The following is a 16,439-nucleotide window of genomic DNA, read 5'->3' on the forward strand; positions in this document are numbered from 1 at the left end:
GGTGGAGGCAATGCCAGCGGTATGTGACAATAAGAGTATCGGCAGGACATTATGAGGATATGAGCTATGGCAAACCCGGAACACCTGGAAGAGCAGCGTGAAGAAACACGCTTGATTATTGAAGAGTTACTTGAAGATGGTAGCGATCCTGACGCGCTGTATACCATCGAGCATCACCTTTCTGCGGATGACTTTGAAACCCTGGAAAAAGCGGCAGTAGAAGCCTTCAAGCTGGGCTATGAAGTGACCGAGCCGGAAGAGCTGGAAGTGGAAGAAGGCGACACGGTAATTTGCTGTGACATCCTCAGCGAATGTGCCCTGAATGCCGAACTGATTGACTCTCAGGTTGAACAGCTGATGAACCTGGCTGAAAAATTTGACGTGGAATACGACGGTTGGGGCACCTATTTTGAAGACCCGAACGGCGAAGAAGGTGAAGACGGCGACGATGAAGACCTCGTCGACGAAGATGATGACGGCGTGCGTCACTAAATCATCTGCAAACCTACGGCAGCGTTTGCTGCCGTAGGGCAAGGACACGGTATGGATTACCCGCAAATACTCTCCCCGATTCTGGATTTCCTGCACTGCAAAACGCCCCAGTCCTGGCTTGATAAAGCGCGAGACCCGGCAAATCTTCCTCTGTTGCTGACCGACCACCTCGTCTGCGAGCTAAAAGCGGCGCAAACCGCAATGCTGCTGGTGCGTAAATATGTTGCGGATAAACAGGGATCGCAGGCGCTGCTGGACTGGCTGAAACCCTATGAGGCTTTTGCCTTCAGAGAAGGGGAAGAACCGGATTTTATCGCGCTGAATAAGCAGATAAGCAAAAGCGTGATGCCCCAGACCGACGATCCGTGGGGGCGACAGCTTATCGACAACATGGTACTGCTGATCAAAGAGGAGCTACACCACTTCTGGCAGGTGCGTGAGGCGATGATGAGCCGCAACATTCCTTACGTCAAAATTACCGCCAGCCGCTACGCCAAAGGCATGCTCAAAGAGGTGCGAACCCACGAGCCATTAACGCTTATCGATAAACTGATTTGCGGTGCTTACATCGAAGCGCGTTCCTGTGAACGGTTCGCCGCACTGGCCCCGTATCTGGATGATGATTTACAGGCATTTTATCTGTCGCTGCTGCGATCCGAGGCACGGCATTACCAGGATTATCTGGCGCTGGCGCAGCAGGTTTCTGCTGACGATATCAGTAGCCGGGTACGGTTTTTTGGTGAGGTCGAAGCGGCGCTAATTTCCTCGCCGGATGACGAGTTCCGCTTCCACAGCGGCGTGCCAACCTAGCTCCCTTCTCTGACGCGCGGTTTAACCCTTTCTGTTCCCGTTAGCAAAATCTGGTGGCTGGCAATCGCTCGCTGCTGCCGTAATAATCAAAATACGCGAAGGGAAAATATATCCCCGACATATGCATTGATTTGAATAAGGATGGTTAATGAACTGGGCACACGTATTGTTGGCAGGTTATATCGGGGTGGTGATTGCTATTGTCGTTGGCATGTTTCGCAAAAAAGGCTGGCTGGGCAAGCTCTCCGGCGCGGTGGTTTTTGTGATAGCGATTGTCGCGTGGAATTTGTTTGATGTGCATTACCTGATTCCGCGAGAAAGCCCGGAATATGGGCAGACCGAGGAACAGAAGTTTGAATCGGCGATGTCGACCTTTCCAACGTTTCAGGTGATAAAGGAGCAAGAGCCCGCATTCTGGCAGCATATTCGCGACCAGTCGGTGCAGATGAAGCGAGAGGGAAAAGATCAGCAACAGATTATTGATGCTATTCAACCGCAAATCCTGCAACTGCAAATGTCGCGTCTACAGCAGGCGCCCGACGCCAATGTCGTTGAGTATATGAACATTAACCTTGAGCAAATTGCAGCGGCGAAAAAAAGCAGCGATGACGTGTGTTTCCGTTTTCTGTTCCCGGCGCTGAAAGGCGGGGTCAATCCCGTGAAGGTGATGGGCCACGATCTCCTCGCCAAACGTACCGAAAGCGATGCCCGGATGATGCGGGCATCTTTTGGCGAGAATAAGCACACGGTCACGCCGCAGGAGAAACAGCAGGCGCTGGCGGATATGCAAAGTATTGGACCGACGCTGATAGCGCGCTACGGGCAGGACGTGCAAATTATGTCCGACCCAAGCAAGGGCGTGGGGAAAGAGGGAACTGGCTGCGATATTGTGCAGGATTTCTGGAAGCTGGTATTAGCACTGCCGGAGGCCAGAGCCGCAGGTGCGGTACGTCTCGCCTTATCGCCAGAAATGCAGTAACCCCAACAACCCCTTTGACGAAACTCAGAGGGGCTTCAACATCCGCACTTCGCAGTCTACGTGTCCGGTACAACCCAGCGCTTCGCTGATGTGTTCAAACCCTAAATGTTCATACAGGCGGATAGCCTCGGTCAGAAATGCTGTCGTTTCCAGATAGCACTGCTTAAAACCCTGCTCGCGAGCGTGATCCAATGCCATCAGCGCCAGCTTTTTCGCCAGCCCCTGACCGCGTGCGCTTGAGAGGAAGTACATCTTTTGCAGTTCGCAAATGTCCGGTTCGCTACACCCTAACGGTGCAACGCCGCCGCCGCCCACGACTTCACCGTTTTGCTCAACCACCCAGTAAGCCGCGCCCGGCTGGCTGTAAACCTGGAACAACTCATCGAGATTTGGGTCAGCCACTGTGTAGCCTTTATCAGCGGTAAGCCCGTATTCGGCGGAAACCTGGCGGATAACTGCGGCGATGGCCCGATTATCTGGTTCAGTGATTCGGCGCAAAGCAAGTGTGGGCGACAGGACAATATTCATAACAAGGCTCAATTTCAAAAATTCATTGATATATTTATTTAATACCACTCTCTTCCGTCAGGCGCAAGACGTTCCTGAATAAGAAAAATAAAATACATAAAATAAGCAGAACGAGTATTGTAGTTAAACCAGTACCATAATACTGGTATTTATAATGTAAATTAATGGAATAGATATTAGGGATATTATTCATGAATAATGTTATCAGTGGTCAGGGTAACCAAGGGCACAAATTTATTTTCACCGGTAAAGGGTGGGAGTATTTTATTATTTGTTTTGTGAATTTTTTACTGAGTTGTATTACTCTGGGGATTTATATGCCATGGGCGATAGTGAAATGTCGTCGTTATATTTATGAGAAAATGACGCTTAACGGACAACCTTTTACCTATAAGGCAACGGGTGGTGCTATTTTTGTGAGTTTCTTGTTGATCATGGTGATTTATGGCGCCAGCGTGAGTTTTGTTGCGCATGGCAGTCCGCTCATTGGCTTTACTTTGATTGGTTTGCTGGTTGCAACCCTTCCATTAATGGCAGTCAAAAGCCTGCAATATCAGGCTGAGATGACCTCGCTGAATGGCGTTCGCTTTGGTTTTAACTGTTCAAAATTATATGCATGGCTCTATATGCTGGCAGTACCATTGGTACTTTCACTGGTAAACTGGGGCGTGGTTTGTCTTCTGAGTCTTGCCACCGAATGGCTAGATGGCAGCGCAGGTACACTCTTTAGAATAGCCTTTATTGCACTGGTCGGCATTGTAGGTATAGGGATCACCTACGGTATTACCTACGCTAAATGGATGCAGTTACTGGGCAACGGTAGTAGATTCGGTATTCACCGCTTTGCCATTAACATTAATATGAAAGCTTGCGTTGTGGGTTGCATTAAAGCCGTACTGGTGCTGCTGCCATTTGTGGTCGTGATTGCCTGGCTGATTGCGCCCATTTTTCTGCACATGGTGATGCTGGCTGTGTTAGGCGTGGCCGATGAAGAGTTTATTCTGGAACACCACAGCAGGATTATGGCCTGCTATTTTCTCTATTTCCTCGGGATTATCGTGGTGGGCAGTTATTTATATGTCACGCTACGTAATCTGTTTATAAATAACCTGGAACTGGCTGACGGAAAGATTCGTTTTCGTTCTTCAGTAACGGCGGTGGGTATGGTCTGGCGCTTTGTGCTCGTGATATTTGTTTCGGGTATTACGTTTGGGCTGGCCTATCCGTGGATGAAAATGTGGCTTGTCAGTTGGCTTGCCGGTAACTCCTGTGTCCTGGGTGATTTGGATTCTCTGGAGCTGACTAACAGCGACGAAACGCTGGCAACAGGTCCGGGGATGTGGGTATCACGCGGGGTGATAACCTACTTCCCGTTCATCTGATACAAAAAGGCCGGAGCAAGCTCCGGCCTTTATTACAGATAAAACCTCAATGGCAATTACAGTGCGGCGATAACCGCCTGCTGCTCAATCAGCTTCGCTTTCGCTTCTGCGTAACCGTCCAGCTTCTCACGCTCTTTGGCGATCACCGCTTCCGGCGCGCGGGCAACGAAACCTTCGTTGGAGAGTTTGCCTTCGATACGGGCAATCTCACCTTCGATTTTCGCCACTTCTTTCGCCAGACGCGCCAGCTCATCTTCTTTGTTGATGAGGCCAGCCATCGGGATCAGCAGCTCGGCACCGTCGATGATTTTGGTCACGGAGACCGGACCTTTGTCATCAGCAGGCAGCACGGTGATGCTTTCCAGACGCGCCAGGTTCAGCAGGAAGCTCTTATTGTCGTTCACACGACGCATCGCATCCTGGCTGCAGCCACGCAGCAGCAGTTCGAGCGGTTTACCCGGGGCAATGTTCATTTCCGCACGGATGTTACGGATAGCAACGATCGCCTGCTTCAGCCATTCGGTATCTGCCAACGCCGCTTCATCGACCTGAGCCGCATCGTATTCCGGGAACGGCTGCAGCATGATGGTGTCGGCGGTAATACCGGAAATCACCTTCACGCGCTGCCAGATGGTTTCGGTGATGAACGGAATGATCGGGTGCGCCAGGCGCAGCAGGCCTTCCAGAACGGTCACCAGCGTGTTGCGGGTGCCGCGCAGTTCAGCATCAGTTCCGCCGTTCATTACCGGCTTAGTCAGCTCCAGGTACCAGTCACAGAACTGGTTCCAGGTGAACTCGTACAGAATGCCCGCGGCGATGTCGAAGCGGAAGTTATCCAGCGCTTCGCGGTACGCTTTGATGGTCTGGTTGAATTCAGCCAGGATCCAACGGTCGGCCAGCGACAGGGTCATTTCGCCGCCGTTGAAGCCGCAGTCCTGATCTTCGGTGTTCATCAGCACGAAGCGGCTGGCGTTCCACAGCTTGTTACAGAAGTTACGGTAACCTTCCAGACGCTTCATATCCCAGTTGATGTCGCGACCGGTAGAGGCAAGTGCGGCCAGGGTGAAGCGCAGAGCGTCGGTACCGTGCGGCTCAATGCCGTCCGGGAATTGCTTCTCGGTACGCTTGGCAATCTTTTCAGCCAGCTGCGGCTGCATCATATTACCGGTACGTTTCTCCAGCAGGTCCGGCAGGGAGATACCGTCGACCATATCCAGCGGGTCAATGACGTTACCCTTGGATTTGGACATCTTCTGGCCTTCGTCGTCACGAATCAGACCGGTCATGTAGACGGTCTTGAACGGAACCTGTGGCTTACCGTTTTCATCTTTGATGAAGTGCATGGTCATCATGATCATGCGGGCAATCCAGAAGAAAATGATGTCAAAGCCAGAGACCATCACGCTGGTTGGGTGGAACTGACGCAGGGCGTCGGTGTTTTCCGGCCAGCCGAGGGTGGAGAAGGTCCACAGCGCGGAGGAGAACCAGGTATCCAGAACGTCTTCGTCCTGACGCAGCGCAACGTCGGCACTCAGGTTGTTTTCCTGACGCACTTCGTCTTCGGTACGGCCTACGTAGACGTTGCCGTCGTTGTCATACCATGCAGGGATACGGTGACCCCACCACAGCTGGCGGGAAATACACCAGTCTTGAATATCACGCATCCAGGAGAAGTACATATTTTCGTACTGCTTCGGTACGAACTGAATGTCGCCGTTTTCAACCGCTTCAACGGCCGGTTTCGCCAGCACGTCGGCACGCACGTACCACTGGTCGGTCAGCATTGGTTCGATAACCACGCCGCCACGGTCGCCGTAAGGCACGGTCAGATCGTGCGGTTTAATTTCTTCCAGCAGGCCCAGTGCGTCGATAGCGGCAACAATGGCTTTACGCGCAGCAAAACGCTCCAGCTTCTGGAACTCAGCCGGGATCTCACTGGAGTAGACGTCTGACTCTTCACCTTTGGTGTCGTACACTTCCGCAGTTTCGCGGATGTCGCCGTCAAAGGTCAGGATGTTGATCATCGGCAGGCCGTGACGTTTCCCGACTTCATAGTCGTTAAAGTCGTGCGCCGGGGTGATCTTCACGCAGCCGGTGCCTTTTTCCATATCGGCGTGTTCATCGCCGACGATCGGAATGCGGCGATTAACCAGCGGCAGCATCACGAATTTGCCAATCAAGTCTTTATAGCGCGGATCTTCCGGGTTGACGGCTACGCCGGTATCGCCCAGCACGGTTTCCGGACGCGTGGTGGCGACCACCAGGTAATCTTTACCGTCTGCGGTTTTTGCGCCGTCGGCCAGCGGATAGCGGATATGCCACATTGAGCCTTTCGACTCGCGGTTTTCCACTTCCAGGTCAGAGATGGCGGTACGCAGTTTCGGGTCCCAGTTTACCAGGCGCTTGCCACGGTAAATCAGGTCTTCTTTATACAGGCGAACAAAGACTTCTTTCACGGCATTGGAAAGACCTTCGTCCATGGTGAAGCGCTCACGCTCCCAGTCCACGGAGTTGCCCAGACGGCGCATCTGACGGGTAATGGTGCCGCCGGATTCCGCTTTCCACTGCCAGATTTTATCGATAAACGCTTCGCGACCGTAGTCGTGACGGGTTTTACCTTCTTCAGCGGCAATCTTACGCTCAACCACCATTTGGGTGGCGATACCCGCGTGGTCAGTACCGGCCTGCCACAGGGTGTTTTTACCCTGCATGCGCTGGTAGCGGATCATGGTGTCCATGATGGTCTGCTGGAAAGCATGACCCATATGCAAACTGCCGGTGACGTTCGGCGGCGGGATCATGATGCAGAAGGACTCTTTGCTTTCATCGCCGTTAGGTTTGAAATAGCCCTGCTTTTCCCAGTGCTCGTAAAGCGGCTGTTCGATATCTTGTGGGTTGTATGTCTTTTCCATTATTTCCAGGTTGCCGTATTCAGGTTAAAACCAGCCACGCGGTAGGCTTTGTAGCGATCGCGTGCTGATTGTTTCAAAGAATCTTCGTAAGGGACAAAGTCTATCACTTCTGTGAAAGCGGTGGCAAAATCTACAAAGCCAACGCGCAAACTGATCAGCAGATCGCGCGGGCTGCTGTTGCGTTTTTCCGGCCAGGCAATCTCGACCGGCGCTCCGCCACGCGGGCCTTCCCCCGCCAGATTATGCGGCACAAAGCTTTCTGCCGGCCTTGCCCACAGCGCTTCATCCAGTCGAATAGCCTGCTTTTCGTCTTCACAGGCGATCAGCACACGCTTGCCTGCCCGCCAACGTTCTGCGGCAATTTCACACACCAGCTGCTCGACGGCGCTTAAGCCATCAACGATGGTGTCATTGTCCAGAATATAGAACGTTGCATTTCTCATGATATGGGGCTTCTTGTGGTGGATTTAAACGTACAGCCCGGCTGACCGGGCCTACGGGGCAATCTCAAACTTACTCTTCGCCGTTAAAACCGGCACGGTTCAGCAGGAACTGCGACAGCAGCGCCACCGGGCGACCGGTTGCGCCTTTGGCCTTGCCAGAACGCCATGCGGTACCGGCGATGTCCAGGTGCGCCCAGTTATATTTGCGGGTAAAGCGCGACAGGAAGCAGCCCGCGGTGATGGCTCCGCCAGGACGTCCGCCGATATTCGCCATATCTGCAAAGTTGGACTCCAGCTGTTCCTGGAACTCATCACCCAGCGGCAGACGCCATGCGCGATCGCCAGCCTGTTCAGAAGCACCAATCAGCTCGTGCGCCAGCGGGTTATGGTTCGACATCAGGCCGGTGATGTGATGGCCCAGCGCAATCACGCAGGCGCCGGTCAGGGTGGCGACGTCAATCACCGCTTCCGGTTCAAAACGCTCAACGTAGGTTAACACGTCGCACAGTACCAGGCGGCCTTCAGCATCGGTATTGAGCACTTCAACGGTCTGACCGGACATGGTGGTCAACACATCGCCCGGACGATACGCGCGGCCACCCGGCATGTTTTCACAGCCAGCCAGTACGCCGACGACGTTGATCGGCAGCTGCAGTTCCGCCACCATGCGCATCACACCGTATACCGCCGCTGCACCGCACATGTCGTATTTCATCTCATCCATGCCTTCGGCAGGCTTGATGGAGATACCGCCGGAGTCGAAGGTCAGTCCTTTACCGACCAGCACAATCGGACGCACGTCTTCGGACGGGTTGCCTTTGTACTCGATAACCGACATCAGCGACTCGTTCTGCGAGCCGTGACCGACGGCCAGATAAGAGTGCATGCCCAGCTCTTTCATCTGCTGCTCGCCAATCACGCGTGTTACCACATTTTTGCTGTAGCTGTCGGCCAACTGACGCGCCTGAGAAGCCAGGTACGCGGCGTTACAGATATTCGGCGGCATGTTGCCGAGATCTTTCGCAGCTTTAATACCGGCGGCAATCGCCAGACCGTGCTGTATAGCGCGCTCGCCGCTGGTCAGTTCACGGCGGGTGGGGACGTTGAACACCATTTTACGCAGCGGACGGCGCGGTTCGCTTTTGTTGGTCTTCAACTGATCGAAGCTGTACAGCGTTTCTTGCGAGGTCTCTACAGCCTGACGCACTTTCCAGTAGTTATTGCGGCCTTTGACGTGCAGCTCGGTCAGAAAGCAGACCGCTTCCATAGAGCCGGTATCATTCAGAGTATTGATGGTTTTCTGAATAACCTGCTTGTACTGGCGCTCATCAAGTTCACGCTCTTTACCACAACCAATAAGGAGAATTCGCTCAGACAGAACGTTAGGCACATGGTGCAGCAACAGGGTCTGACCCGGTTTGCCTTCCAGTTCGCCACGACGCAGCAGGGCGCTGATGTACCCATCGCTGATCTTATCGAGCTGCTCTGCAATCGGAGAGAGGCGGCGTGGTTCAAAGACGCCCACGACGATGCAGGCACTCCGCTGTTTCTCCGGGCTACCGCTTTTTACACTGAACTCCATGCACTACGCTCCTGAATCTTAAAGACAACGGCGGTGGCTACGGATAGAATTGCAAGCTTTCGTAACTCATACCCGCTGTTGCGGTGACTTCGTGTTAATCTTAACGTTATTACGGCATTGGCACGTCAGAACAATTTCTGAGAGGTGGATCCGTTGAGTATAATGATCTTAGCGACGATTTCGACGACTCAAGAGAATAAATGACGTTTAAGCCATGAAACAAGCTATTTTCCTGCAAAAGACGGGTTTTTACGGGCGTATTTAAAGTGATAATCATAAGATATCTGGTACGGGAAACGCTCAAAAGCCAACTTGCGATCCTATTCATCCTACTTTTGATCTTCTTTTGTCAAAAGCTGGTCAGGATCCTCGGTGCGGCGGTTGACGGTGATATCCCGGCAAATCTGGTGCTCTCGCTGCTGGGGCTGGGCGTGCCAGAAATGGCGCAGCTGATCTTGCCATTAAGCCTGTTCCTCGGGCTGCTAATGACGCTGGGCAAACTGTATACCGAAAGTGAAATTACGGTTATGCACGCCTGTGGGCTGAGCAAAGCCGTGCTGGTGAAGGCGGCGATGGTGCTGGCGCTGCTTACCAGTATATTTGCTGCGATCAACGTGATGTGGGCCGGACCCTGGTCTTCAAAGCATCAGGATGAAGTGCTGGCGGAAGCGAAAGCGAACCCCGGTATGGCGGCGCTTGCGCAGGGGCAATTCCAGCAGGCCACTAACGGCAGTTCGGTGCTGTTTATCGAAAGCGTTGATGGCAGTAATTTCAACGATGTGTTCCTCGCGCAGATCCGCCCGAAAGGTAACGCCCGTCCTTCCGTGGTGGTGGCCGATTCCGGACATCTGACGCAGATGCGTGATGGCTCTCAGGTGGTATCGCTCAACAAAGGTACGCGCTTTGAGGGGACCGCGCTGCTGCGCGATTTCCGCATTACCGACTTCCAGGACTATCAGGCGATTATCGGGCATCAGGCCGTGGCGCTGGATCCGAACGATACCGACCAGATGGATATGCACACGCTGTGGACGACCGACACCGATCGCGCCCGTGCGGAGCTGCACTGGCGTATCACGTTGGTATTCACCGTGTTTATGATGGCGCTGATGGTTGTACCGCTGAGCGTGGTGAATCCACGTCAGGGACGCGTGCTGTCGATGCTGCCTGCCATGTTGCTGTATCTGATGTTCTTCCTGATCCAGACGTCGCTCAAGTCGAACGGCGGCAAAGGTAAGCTTGACCCGGCGTTCTGGATGTGGACGGTTAACCTGATTTATCTGGCACTGGCGATTGCGCTTAACCTGTGGGATACGGTGCCTGTTCGCCGCTTGCGTGCCCGTTTTCTGCGTAAAGGAGCGGTATAATGCAGCCCTTTGGTGTACTTGACCGCTATATCGGTAAAACCATTTTCACCACCATCATGATGACCTTGTTCATGCTGGTGTCGCTCTCAGGGATCATCAAGTTTGTCGACCAGCTGAAAAAAGCCGGGCAGGGGAACTACGATGCAATGGGCGCCGGGCTGTATACTCTGCTCAGTGCACCGAAAGACATCCAAATCTTCTTCCCGATGGCGGCGCTGCTCGGCGCACTGCTGGGTCTGGGCATGCTGGCCCAACGCAGTGAGCTGGTGGTGATGCAGGCTTCTGGCTTTACCCGTATGCAGGTGGCGTTGTCGGTAATGAAAACCGCGATCCCGCTGGTGCTGTTGACGATGGCTATCGGTGAATGGGTTGCGCCGCAGGGTGAACAGATGGCGCGTAACTACCGCGCACAGCAAATGTACGGTGGCTCGCTGCTTTCTACCCAGCAGGGTCTGTGGGCGAAAGATGGCGATAGCTTTGTTTACATCGAACGGGTGACAGGTGACGAAGAGTTAGGGGGCATCAGCATCTACTCCTTTAACGACCAGCGTCGTCTGCAGTCTGTGCGCTATGCGGCTTCTGCCAAATTTGATAAAGACAACAAGGTCTGGCGTCTGTCGCAGGTGGATGAATCCAACCTGACCGACCCGAAACAAGTCACCGGCTCGCAGACGGTGAGCGGGACCTGGAAGACTAACCTCACGCCAGACAAACTCGGCGTGGTGGCGCTGGATCCGGATGCGCTCTCGATAAGCGGTCTGCACAACTACGTGAAGTACCTGAAGTCGAGCGGCCAGGACGCCGGACGTTACCAGCTCAACATGTGGAGCAAAGTCTTCCAGCCGCTGTCCGTGGCGGTAATGATGCTGATGGCGCTGTCGTTTATCTTTGGTCCGCTGCGTAGCGTGCCAATGGGCGTGCGCGTGGTGACGGGGATTAGCTTCGGCTTCGTGTTCTATGTGCTGGACCAGATCTTTGGCCCGCTGACGCTGGTGTACGGCATTCCGCCGATTATCGGCGCGCTGCTGCCAAGCGCCAGTTTCTTCCTGATAAGTCTGTGGCTGATGCTGCGTAAATCATAACATCTGCCCCTCCCGTTATGCGGGAGGGGCAACTTCCTGTTAGCGTTTTCTCCCGCCCATCAAGCTTCCTAACATGCCGCGGATTATCTGATTAGTGACCTGTCGCGCCGCGCTTTTCGCCACGCTCTGTACCACGCCATCGCGCTTGCCGCCGCGCGGCCCGGTACTGCCAAACAGAATATCCTTCAACCCACCGAGAATACCGTCGTCAACGTCGACTGCTTTACCGTTAGCCGGTGGCGTATTTTGCTGCTCGGTGCTGGCCTGCACGCCTTGCTGTAAACGCTCATAGGCGGACTCGCGATCCACCTCTTCTTCATATTTGCCGTACAGCGAAGAGTGGTTAATCAGCCCGTTGCGTTCATCATCCGTCACCGGCCCCATGCGCGAGCAGGGTGCAATCACCATCGCCCGCTCCACCACCGACGGGCTGCCTTTGGCGTCCAGAAACGACACCAGCGCCTCGCCGGTTCCCAGCTCCTGAATGGCTTTCTCGGTATCAAATGCCGGGTTGGCGCGCATGGTTTGCGCCGCGCTTTTCACCGCTTTCTGATCTTTCGGCGTGAACGCGCGCAGGGCATGCTGCACGCGGTTGCCCAACTGGCCGAGCACGTTGTCGGGAATATCCGACGGATTTTGTGAGACGAACCACACGCCGACCCCTTTCGAGCGGATCAGGCGGATCACCTGTTCGATTTTATCCAGCAGCACCTGCGGGGCGTCGTTGAACAGCAGATGGGCTTCATCAAAGAAGAACACCAGTTTTGGCTTCTCCAGATCGCCGGCTTCCGGCAGCTGTTCGTACAGTTCGGAGAGCATCCACAGCAGGCTGGCGGCGTACAGTTTGGGCATCTGGTAGAGCTTCTCGGCGCTGAGGATATTAATCATCCCTTTGCCGCTGGCGTCGGTACGCATCCAGTCTTTGATATCCAGCATCGGTTCGCCAAAAAAGTGCGCCGCTCCCTGCTGCTCCAGCGACAGCAGTCCGCGCTGGATAGCCCCGACCGAGGCGCTACTGATATTGCCGTACTGATTCTGGAAGGATTTAGCGTTATCGCCGATGTACTGAGTGATGGCCCGCAGGTCTTTGAAATCGAGCAGCAGCAGACCCTGGTCATCGGCGATGCGGAAGATGATATCCAGCACGCCGGACTGCACGTCGTTGAGGTTCAGCAGACGAGCCAGCAGCAGCGGCCCGAGGTCAGATACCGTGGCTCGCACCGGGTGACCTTTTTCGCCGAAGATATCCCACACCGTGACCGGGTTAGCATGCGGTTGCCAGTCGATGATGCCGATGTTTTTCAGGCGGGTGAGCAGCTTTTCAGAGGCCTGTCCTTCCTCGGCCACGCCGGTTAAGTCGCCTTTCACATCGGCCATAAATACCGGTACGCCAATCCCGGACAGCGATTCGGCAAGTTTTTGTAAAGTGACGGTTTTACCGGTCCCGGTCGCGCCGGTAATCAGTCCGTGGCGGTTGGCCATGCCTGGCAGTAAAAACAGTTCGGTGTCCGGCGTGCGGGCAATTAGCAGGGGTGCGCTCATTGAGATTTCCTCCATTTATCCTGCCTGGAGTATAGGCAATGTCCATCAAAGAGAGTATGCGATGGCGAGAGAAAATGACTTAAAGCGTATTGCCGTGATAAATCTGATACCCCAGATCCACGGTGTTGTGGTTATGGTCGTTGTTCTTGATTTTGCTCAGCAACATTTGCGCTGCCATGCGGCCAATGTCAAAGCGCGGGGTGATCACGCTGGCGAGGCTTGGGATCATCTGCCTGCCCATTTCCAGCCCGTGAAACCCGGCAATTGAGATCTGTTCCGGGACCGCCAGTTCACGCTCGCGACACAACAGCAACGCGCCCATCGCGATATCGTCGTTGGTACAAAACACGCCGTCTACATCCGGATGCGCGGCCAGCGCGTCACGCATCATCTGCGTACCCAGATGGATGGAAGAGATAGAGCGTGGGTTGATGCGCAGCGGCGCCAGGCCCCGACGCGTCATGGCATCGCAGTAGCCGCGATAGCGCTGCTCGTCGCGGATGTCGTCCTTTGAACCCAGATAGAGAATTTTGTGGCGCTGGCGTTTATCCAGCATGGTGCTGACCATATCAAACGCCGCCTGACGGTTATCGAAACCTACTTCCATGTCCAGGCGATCGCCCTGAATATCCATCAGCTCCACTACCGGAATGGTGGCTGAGCGCAGAAATTTAACCGTGCGCAGGGTGTGATATTTCTCGGACAAGATAATGCCGTCGATATTGTACGACAGCAGGTTGATCACCGACTCTTCCTCGGATTCCCGGTCGTAATTGTAGTTGGCGATCAGCGTCTGATAGTTATGGTCTGAAGTCACCGACTCTATACCGGCCAGAATGTCAGCGAACAGCTGGTTTTGAAACGAGGGGATCAGCACACCGAGCGTATAGCTTTGCGCGTTCAGCAGCATCGCGGGCGCACGGTTGGGGATGTAATTAATCTCCTCCATAATCTGCGCGATGCGTTCGCCGGTTTCCTTTGCGACCTTTTTCGGCGAGCGGATGTAGCGGCTCACCGTCATTTTGGTCACGCCCGCCAGCGTGGCGATGTCTTGCAAAGAAATTCTGTGGTTCCTCATTTTCTCTCCAGTGCCGGGGAGCGCTGACCTGTGCTCCCCGGTGATGACCGTCTTAATGCAGGATGGTGTTCAGCGCCAGAACACCCAGCAGACCCATAATGGAAATCAGCGTCTCCATTACCGTCCATGTGCGCAACGTTTCGCCCACGCTGAGATTAAAATAGCCTTTAAACAGCCAGAATCCCGGATCGTTAACGTGGGACGCAATCACGCTGCCCGCACCGGTAGCCAGCACCATCAGCGCCGGGTCAGCGTGGGTGACGTTAATAATCGGCAGCACCACGCCTGCGGTGGTGATCGCCGCCACGGTGGCTGAACCGAGCGCGATGCGCAGCAAGGCGGCAACCGTCCAGCACATCAGCAACGGAGAAAGCGACGTGCCGGTCATCAGGTGGGAGATATATTGCCCCACGCCGCTGTCGACCAGAACCTGCTTAAACGCACCGCCCCCGGCGATGATAAACACAATCATCGCAATTGCGCCGATAGAATCGCCAATGATATCCATAATTTGCTCGATCGTACGTCCGTTACGTCGACCAAGGGTAAAAATGGCGAGCACGATAGCGATAAACAATGCGACCGCAGGATTACCGATAAACTCAAAGAACACCCGCACGCTGTTGGTTTTTGGCAGCGTAATTTCACACACCGCCGCTACCGCCATCAGTATCACCGGGATAACCGCCGCAAAGATACTGTTCCAGAACGACGGCATCTCTTCTTCGGTGAATAGATGCGGATTGAATAACCCTTCCGGCGGCGCTTTCTCAAAGCGGGTCAGCAGCTTAGAGAACAGCGGCCCGGCAACAATCACCGTCGGGATAGTAATAATAAAGCCGTACAGCAGTGTGGTACCGAGATTAGCTTCGAAAATGGTGGCAATCGCGGTCGGCCCCGGATGCGGCGGCAGAAAACAGTGGGTCACGGACAGCGCGGCGACCATCGGTACGCCGACATACAGCAGTGGCAGGCCGGACGAGGCCACCACCGTAAATACCAGCGGCAGCAGCAGAACAAAACCGACTTCGAAAAACATCGCCAGACCCACCACCAGACCGGTGATCACCAGCGCCCACTGCACCCGTTTCTTACCAAACGTGCCAATCAGCGTGGTGGCGATGCGCTGGGCCGCACCGGTATCGGAAATCAGCTTGCCGAGCATCGCGCCAAACCCGAGGATCATCGCCAGCCCGCCGAGCGTCCCGCCGATCCCGTTTTGTATTGAGTGCAGAACGGCCTGTGCATCCATCCCTTCGGCAAAACCAACGACCGCCGCCACCAGGACCAGAGCAATAAAGCCGTTAACTTTAAAGCCAATCATCAGGACCAGGAGCAGCGCGACGCCTGCCGCAATTATTATTAATGGCATAATCGTTTCTCTTATATCCCCGTCATCCTGCAACTCGAATGATTTAGGGTGTATGTGCCAAAAAGGCAGCGCCTGGGCGCTGCGTGATGTTGCGTTGTGTTGTATCAGACGGCGACCAGCATGCCGCCATCGACAAACAACAGGTGTCCGTTAACAAAATCGGATGCTTTGGAAGAGAGGAATACCGCCGCGCCGATCAGCTCCTGCGGATCGCCCCAGCGCGCGGCTGGCGTACGTTTGCACAGCCAGGCGGTGAAGGCTTCATCCTCGACCAGCGCTTTGGTCATTTCGGTTTTGAAGTAGCCCGGCGCGATCCCGTTGACCTGGATATTGTGGCGCGCCAGCTCAACGCACATCCCGCGGGTAAGCATTTTTACCGCGCCTTTCGAGGCGGCGTACGGCGTGATGGTGTCGCGGCCCAGCTCGCTCTGCATGGAGCAGATGTTGATGACCTTCCCGGCCTGACGTTCCACCATGCGACGTGTTACCGCCTGCGAGACCAGGAACACCGCAGTCTGGTTAACGGCAATCACATCGTTCCAGTCCTGTTCCGGAAACTCGGTAAACGGATGGCGGCGCTGAATACCGGCGTTATTCACCAGCACATCAATTTGGCCAATGTCTTTTTCGATATGGTCGATGGCGGCATCGATATCCTGTTTATGCGTAACATTGAAAGGCGCGGCAACGGCGCGAATCCCTTCCTGCTGCAGTTTGGCGACGGCGGCCTCCGCGCGCTCCTGCGTAATATCATTGACGATAATCTGCGCGCCGTATTTGCCCAGTCCGGTCGCCAGTAAATAACCAATCCCCTGGGCCGAACCGGTGATCAGAATATTTTTTCCGTCCAGTGAAAAAAGATCGTTCATC

15 protein-coding genes are annotated in these 16,439 nt (G+C 54.5%); 7 read left to right on the forward strand and 8 right to left on the reverse strand.

Annotation, left to right across the window (positions count from 1 at the left end; genetic code table 11):
• Positions 1-66: 66 nt before the first annotated feature.
• From rraB to JQ822_RS19260, 3 genes are all read left to right on the forward strand, one after another.
• Entirely contained in the window at positions 67-492 is a 426-nt protein-coding gene (gene rraB / locus JQ822_RS19250) for a ribonuclease E inhibitor RraB (protein ID WP_213134805.1), read from the forward strand.
• 51 nt (positions 493-543) lie between these two features.
• Complete coding sequence (gene miaE, locus JQ822_RS19255; RefSeq protein WP_213134806.1) at positions 544-1,302, forward strand: tRNA isopentenyl-2-thiomethyl-A-37 hydroxylase MiaE; 759 nt, start codon at positions 544-546, stop codon at positions 1,300-1,302.
• Between the two features lie 148 nt (positions 1,303-1,450).
• Positions 1,451-2,281 (forward strand): topoisomerase II, encoded by an 831-nt coding sequence (locus tag JQ822_RS19260; RefSeq protein WP_213134807.1) that lies wholly within the window; start codon positions 1,451-1,453, stop codon positions 2,279-2,281.
• 24 nt (positions 2,282-2,305) lie between these two features.
• On the opposite strand, the gene JQ822_RS19265 is transcribed toward JQ822_RS19260, so the two are convergent.
• On the reverse strand, positions 2,306-2,809 hold the full coding sequence (locus tag JQ822_RS19265) for a GNAT family N-acetyltransferase (RefSeq protein ID WP_213134808.1): 504 nt from the start codon (positions 2,807-2,809) through the stop codon (positions 2,306-2,308).
• Between the two features lie 191 nt (positions 2,810-3,000).
• Between JQ822_RS19265 and JQ822_RS19270 the strand changes: the two genes are divergently transcribed.
• Positions 3,001-4,191 carry a YjgN family protein gene (locus tag JQ822_RS19270; protein ID WP_213134809.1) on the forward strand — a complete coding sequence of 397 codons (1,191 nt, stop codon included), beginning with the start codon at positions 3,001-3,003 and terminating at the stop codon, positions 4,189-4,191.
• A 56-nt stretch (positions 4,192-4,247) separates the two neighbouring features.
• Here the strand turns inward: JQ822_RS19270 and JQ822_RS19275 are convergent, their stop codons facing one another.
• From JQ822_RS19275 to pepA, 3 genes are all read right to left on the reverse strand, one after another.
• Positions 4,248-7,103, reverse strand: coding sequence for a valine--tRNA ligase (locus JQ822_RS19275; protein WP_213134810.1), 2,856 nt, complete (start codon positions 7,101-7,103; stop codon positions 4,248-4,250).
• Positions 7,103-7,546 (reverse strand): DNA polymerase III subunit chi, encoded by a 444-nt coding sequence (gene holC / locus JQ822_RS19280; protein ID WP_213134811.1) that lies wholly within the window; start codon positions 7,544-7,546, stop codon positions 7,103-7,105. The genes JQ822_RS19275 and holC overlap by 1 nt, the downstream gene beginning before the upstream one ends.
• A 70-nt stretch (positions 7,547-7,616) precedes the next feature.
• On the reverse strand, positions 7,617-9,128 hold the full coding sequence (gene pepA, locus JQ822_RS19285) for a leucyl aminopeptidase (RefSeq protein ID WP_213134812.1): 1,512 nt from the start codon (positions 9,126-9,128) through the stop codon (positions 7,617-7,619).
• A 153-nt stretch (positions 9,129-9,281) separates the two neighbouring features.
• On the opposite strand from pepA, the gene JQ822_RS24435 reads away from it, so the two are divergent.
• The 3 genes from JQ822_RS24435 to lptG all read left to right on the forward strand — a co-directional run bounded on the left by JQ822_RS24435 (position 9,282) and on the right by lptG (position 11,577).
• Entirely contained in the window at positions 9,282-9,332 is a 51-nt protein-coding gene (locus JQ822_RS24435; RefSeq protein ID WP_212723231.1) for a hypothetical protein, read from the forward strand.
• 62 nt (positions 9,333-9,394) lie between these two features.
• Positions 9,395-10,495 carry an LPS export ABC transporter permease LptF gene (lptF, locus tag JQ822_RS19290; RefSeq protein WP_213134813.1) on the forward strand — a complete coding sequence of 367 codons (1,101 nt, stop codon included), beginning with the start codon at positions 9,395-9,397 and terminating at the stop codon, positions 10,493-10,495.
• On the forward strand, positions 10,495-11,577 hold the full coding sequence (lptG, locus tag JQ822_RS19295) for an LPS export ABC transporter permease LptG (protein WP_213134814.1): 1,083 nt from the start codon (positions 10,495-10,497) through the stop codon (positions 11,575-11,577). The genes lptF and lptG overlap by 1 nt, the downstream gene beginning before the upstream one ends.
• 39 nt (positions 11,578-11,616) lie before the next feature.
• Here lptG and JQ822_RS19300 read toward each other — a convergent pair whose 3' ends face one another.
• From JQ822_RS19300 to idnO, 4 genes are all read right to left on the reverse strand, one after another.
• Positions 11,617-13,119 (reverse strand): helicase HerA-like C-terminal domain-containing protein, encoded by a 1,503-nt coding sequence (locus JQ822_RS19300; RefSeq protein WP_213134815.1) that lies wholly within the window; start codon positions 13,117-13,119, stop codon positions 11,617-11,619.
• A gap of 79 nt (positions 13,120-13,198) precedes the next feature.
• A complete protein-coding gene (gene idnR, locus JQ822_RS19305; protein ID WP_213134816.1) occupies positions 13,199-14,197 on the reverse strand; it encodes a DNA-binding transcriptional regulator IdnR in 999 nt (332 codons plus the stop codon).
• A gap of 52 nt (positions 14,198-14,249) precedes the next feature.
• Positions 14,250-15,569: a gnt-II system L-idonate transporter gene (idnT, locus tag JQ822_RS19310; protein ID WP_213134817.1), complete on the reverse strand. Its 1,320-nt coding sequence runs from the start codon at positions 15,567-15,569 to the stop codon at positions 14,250-14,252.
• A 104-nt stretch (positions 15,570-15,673) separates the two neighbouring features.
• The gene (idnO, locus tag JQ822_RS19315; RefSeq protein ID WP_213134835.1) at positions 15,674-16,438 is read right to left on the reverse strand and encodes a gluconate 5-dehydrogenase; all 765 of its coding nucleotides are present in this window, start codon (positions 16,436-16,438) and stop codon (positions 15,674-15,676) included.
• Position 16,439 lies beyond the last annotated feature (1 nt).

The sequence above is a fragment of the Citrobacter sp. FP75 genome (assembly GCF_018342065.1).
Taxonomy (GTDB): Bacteria; Pseudomonadota; Gammaproteobacteria; order Enterobacterales; family Enterobacteriaceae; genus Citrobacter.

Coding starts and splice junctions, on each gene's coding strand:
- JQ822_RS19300 (WP_213134815.1), bottom strand. CDS start 13,119: ATGAGCGCACCCCTGCTAATTGCCCGCACGCCGGACACCGAACTGTTT.
- idnR (WP_213134816.1), bottom strand. CDS start 14,197: ATGAGGAACCACAGAATTTCTTTGCAAGACATCGCCACGCTGGCGGGC.
- JQ822_RS19275 (WP_213134810.1), bottom strand. CDS start 7,103: ATGGAAAAGACATACAACCCACAAGATATCGAACAGCCGCTTTACGAG.
- lptG (WP_213134814.1), top strand. CDS start 10,495: ATGCAGCCCTTTGGTGTACTTGACCGCTATATCGGTAAAACCATTTTC.
- JQ822_RS19260 (WP_213134807.1), top strand. CDS start 1,451: ATGAACTGGGCACACGTATTGTTGGCAGGTTATATCGGGGTGGTGATT.
- miaE (WP_213134806.1), top strand. CDS start 544: ATGGATTACCCGCAAATACTCTCCCCGATTCTGGATTTCCTGCACTGC.
- JQ822_RS19265 (WP_213134808.1), bottom strand. CDS start 2,809: ATGAATATTGTCCTGTCGCCCACACTTGCTTTGCGCCGAATCACTGAA.
- idnO (WP_213134835.1), bottom strand. CDS start 16,438: ATGAACGATCTTTTTTCACTGGACGGAAAAAATATTCTGATCACCGGT.
- rraB (WP_213134805.1), top strand. CDS start 67: ATGGCAAACCCGGAACACCTGGAAGAGCAGCGTGAAGAAACACGCTTG.
- pepA (WP_213134812.1), bottom strand. CDS start 9,128: ATGGAGTTCAGTGTAAAAAGCGGTAGCCCGGAGAAACAGCGGAGTGCC.
- holC (WP_213134811.1), bottom strand. CDS start 7,546: ATGAGAAATGCAACGTTCTATATTCTGGACAATGACACCATCGTTGAT.
- JQ822_RS19270 (WP_213134809.1), top strand. CDS start 3,001: ATGAATAATGTTATCAGTGGTCAGGGTAACCAAGGGCACAAATTTATT.
- idnT (WP_213134817.1), bottom strand. CDS start 15,569: ATGCCATTAATAATAATTGCGGCAGGCGTCGCGCTGCTCCTGGTCCTG.